Below are 10,241 nucleotides of genomic sequence, written 5' to 3'. Positions count from 1 at the left end.
GAGGTGTCCGCGGGTGATGGCGTCGACGAGGCGGCGCTCGACGAGCTCCGCCCGTCCCTCATCGCCGATGGGCTGGAACAGCGCGCCCTGAAGACGGTGCGGCTGCTCGTGCTCGGGTTCGTGCTCGAGTTCCAGGGAGCGCTCAGCGGAGGCGTGCGTCGGGTGCGTCGTCGAGCTCGATGCCATCCTGCGATTCTCCCTTCCGTGATCACGATACCCAAGAAGTTCCTGTTGACATATTACCTCTGGGTTTATATGTTTTGGTGAATCTTCCCCGTTCGACGACGATCCGAGGAGCGCGAGATGATCGCCACGGCCCCCGCAGCACCCGCAGCCCCCGAGGCCACCCGCCCGGACGGGACGGTGACACTGAGCAGCGTCACGAAATCCTTCGGCGAGTTCACCGCCGTCCGCGACCTCGACCTCGAGGTCGCCTCGGGGGAGTTCCTGTCGATGCTCGGGCCCTCGGGCTCGGGCAAGACGACGGTGCTGCGCATGATCGCCGGTTTCGAGGACGTCACCGGTGGCAGCATCCGCCTCTCCGGCGTGGACGTGACACGCACGCCGCCGCACGCACGTCCGGTGAACACGGTGTTCCAGGACTACGCACTCTTCCCCCACCTCACCATCGCCGACAACGTCGGCTACGGGCTCCGCGTCCGCGGTGAGGGGAAAGCCGCCCGCGCCGCCCGGGTGCAGACCTCGCTGGAGCAGGTGCGACTCGACCACGTGGCCGATCGCCTGCCGCACCAGCTCTCCGGCGGCCAGCGTCAACGCATCGCCCTGGCCCGCGCGCTCATCCTGCGTCCGCAGGTGCTGCTGCTCGACGAGCCGCTCGGCGCGCTCGACAAGCAGCTCCGCGAGCAGATGCAGATCGAGCTCAAGCAGATCCAGCGCGAGGTCGGCATCACCTTCATCTTCGTCACCCACGACCAGGAGGAGGCGCTCACACTGAGCGACCGGGTCGCGGTGTTCAACGGCGGTCGGATCGAGCAGATCGGCACCGCGCGCGACGTCTACGAGCGCCCGCAGACCGAGTTCGTCGCGCGCTTCCTCGGGCTCTCGAACCTCATCGGCGGAGACCTCGCCGAGCGCCTCACCGGCGACCGCCGAACCATGAGCGTGCGTCCGGAGCGGATGCGGCTGATCGATCGTGAGGGCACGCTCGCCGCGGGCGAGGTCGCTCTCGACGGGACGATCAGCGAAATCGTCTACACCGGCCCGGCCACCCGCTACCTGGTCGCGACCGATGCCGGGATCGACCTGATCGCCGAACGCCCCAACACCCGACACGGTGCCGACGACGATGTCGCTCGAGGACACCACGTCCGTGCCGCCTGGTCTCCCGACCACGCGGCACGGCTTCCCTGAAACACCGCAACATCCCCACCCCCAGCACTGATCACAAAGGAGCGATCCATGCGTAAGAAGATCCTGGCCACCACGGCGATGGCGGCCGTCGCCGTCCTCGCCCTCTCCGGCTGCGCCACCGGAGGCGAGACCGCATCCGAGGGCTCCGGCGAACTCCAGATCGACGTTCCCGACATCGCCATGCAGGAGGAACTCGGCGACTACGAGGGCGAGGTGAACATCGTCGCCTGGAGCGGATTCGTCGAGCCGGCGTGGAGCGACGCGTTCACCGCCGAGACCGGATGCGTGGTGAATCGCCGCGTCGCCGGAACCAGCGATGAGATGGTGCAGCTCATGCGCACCGGCGACTACGACCTGGTCTCCGCCTCGGGTGACGCGAGCCTGCGCCTGATCGCGGGCGGCGACGTGCAGCCGCTCAACCTCGAGCTCATCCCGAACTTCGGCGACGACATCGTCGAGGGCATGAAGGGCCAGATCTACGACACCATCAACGGCAAGTCCTACGGCATCCCGATCGGCCGCGGCGCGAACATCCTGCAGTACAACAGCGACGTCGTCACCGAGGAGCCCACCAGTTGGGATGTCGCATGGGAGAAGGACAGCCCCTACGCGGGCAAGGTCATCGCCTACGACGCCCCGATCTACATCGCCGACGCCGCGGTGTACCTCATGGCGCACGAGCCCGACCTCGGCATCACCAACCCGTACGCGCTCGACGAGAAGCAGCTGAAGGCCGCCGTCGAGCTGCTCAAGCAGCAGAACGAGATCGTGTCGGAGTACTGGTCCGACCCCGCCGCGCAGATCACGTCGTTCGCGGGCGGCACCACGGTGCTCGGCACCTCATGGGAGGTGCTGCGCAAGCTCACGGAGGACGACAGGTTCAAGAGCGTGCTGCCCGAGGAGGGCTCGACCGGCTGGTCGGACGCCTGGATGCTGGCCGCCGAGTCGAAGAACCCGAACTGCGCGTATGCGTGGATGGACTACTCGTCCTCGCCGGAGGTGAACGGCGCGATCGCGATGAACTTCGGCATGGCCCCGGCCAACGCCGCGTTCTGCGACACCAGCGAGGAGGCGAAGGCGCACTGCGACTACTTCAACGCCACGGATGAGGAGTACTTCAAGAAGGTCTGGTTCTGGACGACGCCGATCGAGCAGTGCATCGACGGCCGCACCGACGTCACCTGCACCAACTTCCAGCAGTGGACGGACGCCTGGCTCTCGGTCAAGGGCTGAGCCGCATCGAGGGGGTGGGTCCTGCCGACCCGCCCCCTCACCCTCCCGCATCTTCCGCAACCACGAACGGGATCGACATGAAGCGCCGCCTCCGGATCGCCGGGCTCCTGGCCCTTCCGATGACCTGGCTCATCGGGATCTACATCTTCTCGCTGGTCATGCTCCTCGTGACCGCCTTCTGGATCACCGACCCCTTCACTTCCAAGGTGAAGCCGGGGTTCACGCTGCGCAACTTCGAGCAGCTCTTCGTCAACCCCGCCTATCTGTCGACGTCGATGCGCACGCTGGGCATCGCCCTCGCCGTGACGGTGCTCGCCATCCTCATCTCGGTGCCCCTCGGCATCTTCATGGCCAAGGTCGCATCGCCGTGGCTGCGGGCGCTGTTGGCCGTGTCGATCACCCTGCCGCTGTGGGCCGGGTACCTGGTGAAGGTCCTCGCGATGCGGATCACGTTCACCGAGCAGGGGTTCGCGAACTGGCTACTGGCGCCGTTCGGTCTCTCCGGACCGGGTTTCAGCGTGCTCACCGTCGTGCTCACCCTGACCTACCTGTGGCTGCCGTACATGGCCGTGCCGGTGTACACCGCGATCCGCCAGGTGCCGCCGAACCTCTTCGACGCCTCCGCCGACCTCGGCGCCGGGTCGTGGCGGACGATCGCATCGGTGGTGCTGCCGATCATCAAGCCGGCCCTCATCGCCGGCTCCGTCTTCACGTTCTCCCTGAGCCTCGGCGACTATCTGGTCGCCCGGTTCGTCGGCGGAGACACCCAGATGATCGGCAGCGTGATCGCATCGAACATCAACCTGAACCCCCCGCTGGCGGCCGCGTACTCGCTGGTACCCATCGCGTTCGTCGTCATCTACCTGGTGAGCGTGCAGCGCACCGGCGCACTGGAAAGGATGTGAGTCGCGCATGCTGAGACTGTCCCGCACCTCCAAGATCGTCCTCGGGATCATCGTCGCGATCGTCCTCGCGTTCATGTACATCCCGCTCGCGCTGGTCGTGCTCAACTCCTTCAACTCCGCGCGTATCGTCAGCTGGCCGGTGAGCGGCTTCTCCCTCGAATGGTGGGGCAAGGCGTTCACGAGCGAGCCTGTGCGCGCCGCGCTCCTGAACTCGGTGCTCGTCGCATCCGGGGCGACCGTGATCGCCGTCATCCTCGGCACCCTCGTGGCGTTCGCGCTGCAGCGGTACTCGTTCTTCGGACAGCGTGCCGTGAACCTCCTGGTGGTGCTGCCGATCGCTCTCCCCGGCATCGTCACCGGCGTCGCCCTGAACAACACCTACAACCAGCTGCTGGAGCCGATCGGCATCCAGGTCGGCTTCTACGGCATGATCATCGCGCACGGCACCTTCTGCATCGTCATGGTCTTCAACAACGTGCTCGCGCGGCTTCGGCGGATGAACCCGAGCATCGAGGAGGCCTCGCAGGACCTCGGCGCGAGTCCGTGGCAGACGTTCCGGCTCGTCACGCTCCCGCAGTTCCGCAGTGCGCTGATCGCCGGGGCCCTCCTCGCCTTCGCGCTCAGCTTCGACGAGGTCTACGTCACGATCTTCACCGCCCCGCCGGGCGTCGACACCCTGCCTCTGTGGATCATGAACCAGATGGCCAGGCCCAACGAGGCGAACGTGGTCAACGTGGTCGCGACGGTCGTCATCGTCGCCTCCTTCCTCCCGGTGTGGATCTCGCAACGGCTGGGGAAGGAGGTCGACGAGCGCGACTGACGCAGGGACACTGCTCAGTCGTCGGTGCGGAAACCCGTCGCCTTGTGGGTGCCGTCGCAGAACGGCTTTCTGCACCGCTCGGTCGCGACGCCGGAGGTTGATCGCGTCGACTTCGCGCAGGAAGCCGACCGCTTCCCCTCGACCGAGTTCCTCCGCCCGGGCGGTGAACGCTCGGATGTCCTTCGGGAGGCAGCCCCCGCCGAAGCCGATGCCCGCGCCCAGGTATCGTCGCCCGATCCGGGTGTCGTGGCCGAGCGCGTCGGCGAGCAGAGCGACGTCGGCGCCCGACGCTTCCGCGATCTCCGCCATCGCGTTGATGAACGAGATCTTGGTGGCGAGGAAGGCATTGGCCGCGCCCTTCACGAGTTCGGCCGTCGCGAGGTCCGTGACCAGGAAGGGCGTCCCGGCGTCGATGCTCGAGGCGTACACCTCTCGGAGCACACCGACGGCGCGCTTTCCGGCGGCATCCGCCTCGGCGCCGACCACGAGGCGATCCGGTGTCAGGGTGTCGTGCACCGCCCATCCCTCGCGGAGGAACTCGGGGTTCCACACGAGTGCGGCTCCGGCGGCGACGACGCGCTCCGCCAGTCCTGCGGCGGTTCCCACCGGCACGGTCGACTTGCCCGCCACCACGTCTCCCGCACGCAGGTGGGGGAGCAGGCCGTCGAGCGCCGCGTGGACGTAGTGGAGGTCCGCGGCGTGACCTCCAGGAATCTGAGGGGTCCCGACGGCGAGGAAGTGCACCTGCGCACCCGAGGCGTCCGCCATCCGGCTGCTGAAGCGCAGCCGTCCCGAGCTCAGGCCGTCGGCGAGGAGCTCCGAGAGCCGCGGCTCGAAGAATGGCGCCGATCCGGCGGCCAGAGCGCTCACCTTCTGCTCATCGACGTCGATGCCGATGACGTCGTGTCCGATCGAGGCCATGGCGGCGGCGTGCACGGCACCGAGGTACCCGCAGCCGATCACTGACAAGCGCATGGCTCCACCACAGCGGGTGCTCCCCACGCTGGAGCATCCGCGCGGTGAACGGGCTGTGACCGGCCGATGTCGTATCCGCGATGCGTGACGACGCGCAGGATTCGAGGTCCGCGCTGGTAGGGTGAATGAGGTTGACGTGTGTCAACTGCACAATTTCACATCGACTCATGGAGCGATCGGCGGAGAAGCTGGTCCCCTGTGGTGGGTTCCTCGGCGCGTGTCGGGTGGCTTTCTACTGGTGGCCAGCGCAGGCGAGATTCGCGGGAGTGCCCGCGCGCCCGAACCCTTCCGTTCCGCTCCTTTGAACACGCTCGCGCGTCACATGGATTCGCGAGTCTAAACAAAGAAGGAGAGACCTCTTGGAAGGTCCTGAAATCACCGCCACCGAGGCCGTTCTCGACAACGGCCGCTTCGGCACCCGCACCATCCGCTTCGAGACCGGCCGCCTCGCGCAGCAGGCTCAGGGCGCAGTCGCCGCGTACCTCGACGGCGAGACCATGCTCCTCTCGGCCACCAGCGCAGGGAAGCACCCGCGCGAAGGCTTCGACTTCTTCCCGCTGACGGTCGACGTCGAGGAGCGTTCCTACGCTGCCGGCAAGATCCCGGGCTCGTTCTTCCGCCGTGAGGGTCGTCCCTCCACCGAGGCGATCCTGGTCTGCCGTCTGATCGACCGCCCGCTGCGCCCGTCGTTCGTCGACGGACTGCGCAATGAGGTCCAGGTCGTCATCACCGTCATGTCGATCGCACCGGGCGAGTTCTACGACGCGCTCGCGATCAATGCGGCTTCCGCGTCGACCCAGATCTCGGGTCTGCCGTTCTCCGGCCCCGTCGCCGGTGTGCGCCTCGCGTTCATCCCCGGCCAGGGCGAGCACGCCGACCAGTGGGTCGCGTTCCCGAACGCGGAGCAGGTCAGTGAGGCTGTGTTCGACCTGATCGTCGCCGGTCGCGTCGTCACCAAGTCCGATGGCTCGGAAGACGTCGCCATCATGATGGTCGAGGCTGAGGCCACCGAGGGCAGCTGGAACCTGATCAAGGCCGGCGCCACCAAGCCCGATGAGGCTGTCGTGGCCCAGGGCCTCGAGGCATCGAAGCCCTTCATCGCGCAGCTCGTCAAGGCTCAGGCCGAGCTCGCCGCCACCGCGTCGAAGGAGCCGGGCGTGTACCCGGTCTTCCCGGCATACAGCGATGAGGTCTACAGCTTCGTCTCCGAGCGCGCGTTCGCCGAGCTCAGCGACGTCTACCAGATCGCCGACAAGGTCGAGCGTCAGACCGCTGACGATGCGATCAAGGACCGTGTCAAGGCAGAGCTCATCGAGGCCACAGAGGCGGGTTCGCTCCCGGCTGCGGCTCCGCTCGAGTTCTCCGCCGCGTACAAGTCCGTCACGAAGAAGATCGTCCGCGGACGCATCCTCACCGAGGGCGCTCGCATCGACGGTCGCGGACTCGCGGACATCCGTCCGCTCGACGCCGAGGTGCAGGTCATCCCGCGCGTGCACGGCTCCGCGATCTTCCAGCGCGGCGAGACCCAGATCCTGGGTGTCACCACGCTGAACATGCTCAAGATGGAGCAGCAGATCGACTCGCTGTCGCCCGTCACGAGCAAGCGCTACATGCACCACTACAACTTCCCGCCCTACTCGACCGGTGAGACCGGCCGCGTGGGTTCGCCGAAGCGTCGCGAGATCGGGCACGGCTTCCTCGCCGAGCGCGCGCTCGTGCCGGTTCTGCCGAGCCGCGAGGAGTTCCCGTACGCGATCCGTCAGGTGTCCGAGGCGCTGAGTTCCAACGGTTCCACCTCGATGGGTTCCGTCTGTGCATCGACGCTGTCGCTGCTCAACGCTGGTGTGCCGCTGCGTGCGGCCGTCGCCGGTATCGCCATGGGTCTCGTCTCCGACGAGGTCAACGGTGAGACCCGTTACGCCGCGCTGACCGACATCCTGGGTGCCGAGGATGCTCTCGGCGACATGGACTTCAAGGTCGCGGGTACCAGTGAGTTCGTCACGGCCATCCAGCTGGACACGAAGCTCGACGGCATCCCGACGTCGGTGCTCACCGGCGCGCTGACCCAGGCCCGTGACGCTCGTCTGACGATCCTCAACGTCCTGAACGCCGCGATCGACGCTCCTGACGAGATGGCGCCCACCGCGCCCCGCGTCATCAGCGTGCAGATCCCCGTCGACAAGATCGGCGAGCTGATCGGCCCGAAGGGCAAGACGATCAACGCGATCCAGGACGAGACCGGTGCGCAGATCTCCATCGAGGAGGACGGCACCGTCTACATCGGCGCGACCGATGGTCCGTCGGCCGAGGCCGCTCGTGCCCAGGTCAACGCGATCGCCAACCCGACTAATCCGGAGATCGGCGAGCAGTTCCTCGGAACCGTCGTGAAGATCGCCACCTTCGGTGCGTTCGTCTCGCTGCTCCCGGGCAAGGACGGCCTGCTCCACGTCACCGAGGTGCGCAAGCTCGCCGGTGGCAAGCGGGTCGAGAACGTCGATGACGTGCTCTCGGTCGGCCAGAAGATCCTCGTGAAGATCACGAAGATCGACGACCGTGGCAAGCTCTCGCTCGAGCCCGTCCTCGACGACGCTCCGGCCGCTGACGCAGCGCCCGCAGAGGACGCTGCCGCCGAGTAAGCGCACGCTCTGAACCGGAACCCGGGTTCCTCCGCACAGGAGGGGCCCGGGTTCTGTCGCGCCGTGGTGTGATCAAATCGTTATCGGACGTTTCCGCGCCGTTCCCTGGATTGGTCGGGACGTTCGGCGAATTCGCCTACTCTCGAAGTACGCACCGGGGGGTGCAGATCCAGCAGGTACGCAGGTCGGCACGCACCGATCGATGCGGGGGTGAGAGAGTATGCGGTTGTTCAGCGTAGGCGCAGGAGCGTCGGATGAACGCGCCCGACAGGGTGTCGCCGAGCATCCCTCTGCACCCATCCCGATCGTCGGTCCCGGCATAGGGGAGACCATCCGTGTCGCCCTCGGCGAAACCGGCTTCGAGACGTTCCCGCTCATGCTGGGTGCTGCGGAATTCGGCTGGAACGTCGATCTCGAGACCAGCCACGGCATTCTCGACCGCTACGTGGAGTTCGGCGGCAACGCGATCCACACCGCCGACGGCTTCTCCGGCGGGCGCAGCGAGCACATCATCGGGCAGTGGCTGCGTTCGCGGGGGCAACGTGATCGCAGCGTCGTCAGCGTCCGGGTCGGGGCGCATGCCGACAACCCGGGTCTCGGCTCGGTCAACCTCGTGCGCGCGGTCGAGGGTTCTCTGACGAGGCTGGGTGTCGATCGCATCGACGTCCTCTATCTCGATGCCACGCTCGATGCGACCACCAACCTCGAGGACACGCTGGCGACCGTCGAATGGATGACCGAGGCCGGGAAGATCGGTGCCCTGGGTGCCTTCGGCTTCGCGCCGGAGCGTCTGGTGGAGGCCCGTATCCTCGCTTCGGCCGGCTATCCGCGCATCCAGGTGATCGACGCGCCGTACAACCTTGTTCGTCGCCAGCCGTTCGAAGGCGATCTTCGACTCGTCGCCGGTGCGCAGAACCTCGCCGTGACGCCCTCCCATGCGCTCGAGCACGGTTTCCTCTCCGGGCGACACCGCAGCAAGGCGCTGACCTCACGCGGTGTGCGGGGCGAACAGCTGCGCGGGCATCTCAACCGTCGCGGGATCAAGATCCTGCGGGCGCTCGATCAGGTCGCCGAAGAGGTGAGCGCTCCCGTCGCGGCGGTCTCCATCGCGTGGCTGCTCGCTCAGCGCACGATCGCCGCCCCCATCGTGAACGCCTTCGCGAGCGATCACGTCGACGAGCTCATGCAGGGAGCCGGCGTGTCGCTCTCACGCAGCCAGGTCGCCGAGCTCACCCGGGCAGGGAACTGAGCATCGTCCCACCCGTGACATAGGGTGGAAGGGAGGCCCGGCGGATGCTGGCGATGAAGCGAGCGAGTTGTGACGCACTACATATATCTGGTCAGACACGGTGAACATCAGGATGCAGAGCATGGTCTCGCCGACGGACCCCTCTCCCCTCGGGGACAGCGTCAGGCGGAGTTGATCGCCGACCGGCTGTCGGGGCTTCCTCTCGATGCGGTCTGGCATTCGCCTCTGCTGCGCGCCAACGAGACGGCGCGGGCGATCGCGGCTCGTCTGCCGTCGGTCGACCCGGAGCCGACCGCACTGCTGTTCGACTGCGTGCCCACCGGTATGACCGATGAGACCCCGTCCGTGTTCGAGCCGTTCTTCGGCTCCATCACCGAGGCGGAGATCGAGGCGGGCCGGGCGCAGATGTCCGATGCCGTGAACGAGTTCCTCGTGCGCAAGACCGGCGACGTGCACGAGGTGCTCATCACGCACAACTTCGTCATCTCCTGGTTCGTCCGCGAGGTGCTGGCCGCCCCCGAATGGCGATGGATGACGCTGAACCAGTCGCACTGCGGCCTGACCGTCATCGCCCAGAAGCAGGGGCGCCCGTGGACGCTGCTCACCCACAACGACACAGGGCATCTTCCGGTCGAACTGCGCACGGGCATCCCCGACGCGCTCCTGGTCTGAGCCGACCGCTCGCGGCGGACGACTGCGTGACGGACCCGCGCGCCCCGGGCCTGACTCGGTCGCCCGCGAAATAGACTGAGCGCATGACCACGCAGGTAGCACTCGTCGGCGGAACCGGGAAACTCGGCTCGATCATCCGTGCGGTGATCGACGAGCTCGAAGGCTTCGAGGTGAGCCGCGTGCTCACCTCCTCGAGTGATCTCTCCGAACTCGACGGCGCCGACCTGGTGGTCGATGCGTCGACGCCCCAGGTGGGGTGGTTGACAGTGGGCCTACGGCGGACGAAGGGCAGCGCAATGAGAAAGGCGATCTGGGGGATGAGAGACAGCATGTCCTCGATCCAGGCTGTTCGCATGGCCTGGGAATTCCCCACGACGAAG

At 67.0% G+C, this 10,241-nt stretch carries 7 protein-coding genes and 3 pseudogenes; 8 read left to right on the top strand and 2 right to left on the bottom strand.

Translation table 11 applies throughout. The features are described 5' to 3' along the window. Positions 1–186 (bottom strand): annotated as a pseudogene (locus KZA10_RS02585) (FadR family transcriptional regulator); the annotation flags it as partial. A gap of 117 nt (positions 187–303) precedes the next feature. Here KZA10_RS02585 and KZA10_RS02580 point away from each other — a divergent pair. The 4 genes from KZA10_RS02580 to KZA10_RS02565 all read left to right on the top strand — a co-directional run bounded on the left by KZA10_RS02580 (position 304) and on the right by KZA10_RS02565 (position 4,329). Continuing rightward, entirely contained in the window at positions 304–1,371 is a 1,068-nt protein-coding gene (locus KZA10_RS02580) for an ABC transporter ATP-binding protein (protein ID WP_218682095.1), read from the top strand. A gap of 48 nt (positions 1,372–1,419) precedes the next feature. Next, entirely contained in the window at positions 1,420–2,604 is a 1,185-nt protein-coding gene (locus tag KZA10_RS02575; protein WP_218682094.1) for an extracellular solute-binding protein, read from the top strand. A 77-nt stretch (positions 2,605–2,681) separates the two neighbouring features. Continuing rightward, the gene (locus tag KZA10_RS02570; protein ID WP_017829335.1) at positions 2,682–3,509 is read left to right on the top strand and encodes an ABC transporter permease; all 828 of its coding nucleotides are present in this window, start codon (positions 2,682–2,684) and stop codon (positions 3,507–3,509) included. Between the two features lie 7 nt (positions 3,510–3,516). Next, on the top strand, positions 3,517–4,329 hold the full coding sequence (locus tag KZA10_RS02565; protein WP_218682093.1) for an ABC transporter permease: 813 nt from the start codon (positions 3,517–3,519) through the stop codon (positions 4,327–4,329). A 63-nt stretch (positions 4,330–4,392) separates the two neighbouring features. On the opposite strand, the pseudogene KZA10_RS02560 reads toward KZA10_RS02565, so the two are convergent. Further along, a pseudogene (locus KZA10_RS02560) lies at positions 4,393–5,304 on the bottom strand (UDP-glucose/GDP-mannose dehydrogenase family protein); the annotation flags it as partial. A gap of 359 nt (positions 5,305–5,663) precedes the next feature. Here KZA10_RS02560 and KZA10_RS02555 point away from each other — a divergent pair. From KZA10_RS02555 to KZA10_RS17655, 4 genes and pseudogenes are all read left to right on the top strand, one after another. After that, on the top strand, positions 5,664–7,940 hold the full coding sequence (locus KZA10_RS02555; RefSeq protein ID WP_141386351.1) for a polyribonucleotide nucleotidyltransferase: 2,277 nt from the start codon (positions 5,664–5,666) through the stop codon (positions 7,938–7,940). A gap of 220 nt (positions 7,941–8,160) precedes the next feature. Next, a complete protein-coding gene (locus KZA10_RS02550) occupies positions 8,161–9,189 on the top strand; it encodes an aldo/keto reductase (protein WP_127482475.1) in 1,029 nt (342 codons plus the stop codon). Positions 9,190–9,258: 69 nt separating this feature from the next. Continuing rightward, complete coding sequence (locus tag KZA10_RS02545) at positions 9,259–9,861, top strand: histidine phosphatase family protein (RefSeq protein ID WP_055868738.1); 603 nt, start codon at positions 9,259–9,261, stop codon at positions 9,859–9,861. A gap of 83 nt (positions 9,862–9,944) precedes the next feature. Continuing rightward, a pseudogene (locus tag KZA10_RS17655) lies at positions 9,945–10,241 on the top strand (hypothetical protein); the annotation flags it as partial.

It is taken from the genome of Microbacterium sp. BF1, assembly GCF_019279095.1.
Classification (GTDB): Bacteria; Actinomycetota; Actinomycetes; order Actinomycetales; family Microbacteriaceae; genus Microbacterium; species Microbacterium maritypicum.
This window is presented reverse-complemented; position numbering and strand designations above follow the sequence as displayed.

Excerpts from the sequence above, each read along its gene's own strand:
- KZA10_RS02575 (WP_218682094.1), top strand. The coding sequence starts at position 1,420 with ATGCGTAAGAAGATCCTGGCCACCACGGCGATGGCGGCCGTCGCCGTC.
- KZA10_RS02565 (WP_218682093.1), top strand. The coding sequence starts at position 3,517 with ATGCTGAGACTGTCCCGCACCTCCAAGATCGTCCTCGGGATCATCGTC.
- KZA10_RS02550 (WP_127482475.1), top strand. The coding sequence starts at position 8,161 with ATGCGGTTGTTCAGCGTAGGCGCAGGAGCGTCGGATGAACGCGCCCGA.
- KZA10_RS02580 (WP_218682095.1), top strand. The coding sequence starts at position 304 with ATGATCGCCACGGCCCCCGCAGCACCCGCAGCCCCCGAGGCCACCCGC.
- KZA10_RS02570 (WP_017829335.1), top strand. The coding sequence starts at position 2,682 with ATGAAGCGCCGCCTCCGGATCGCCGGGCTCCTGGCCCTTCCGATGACC.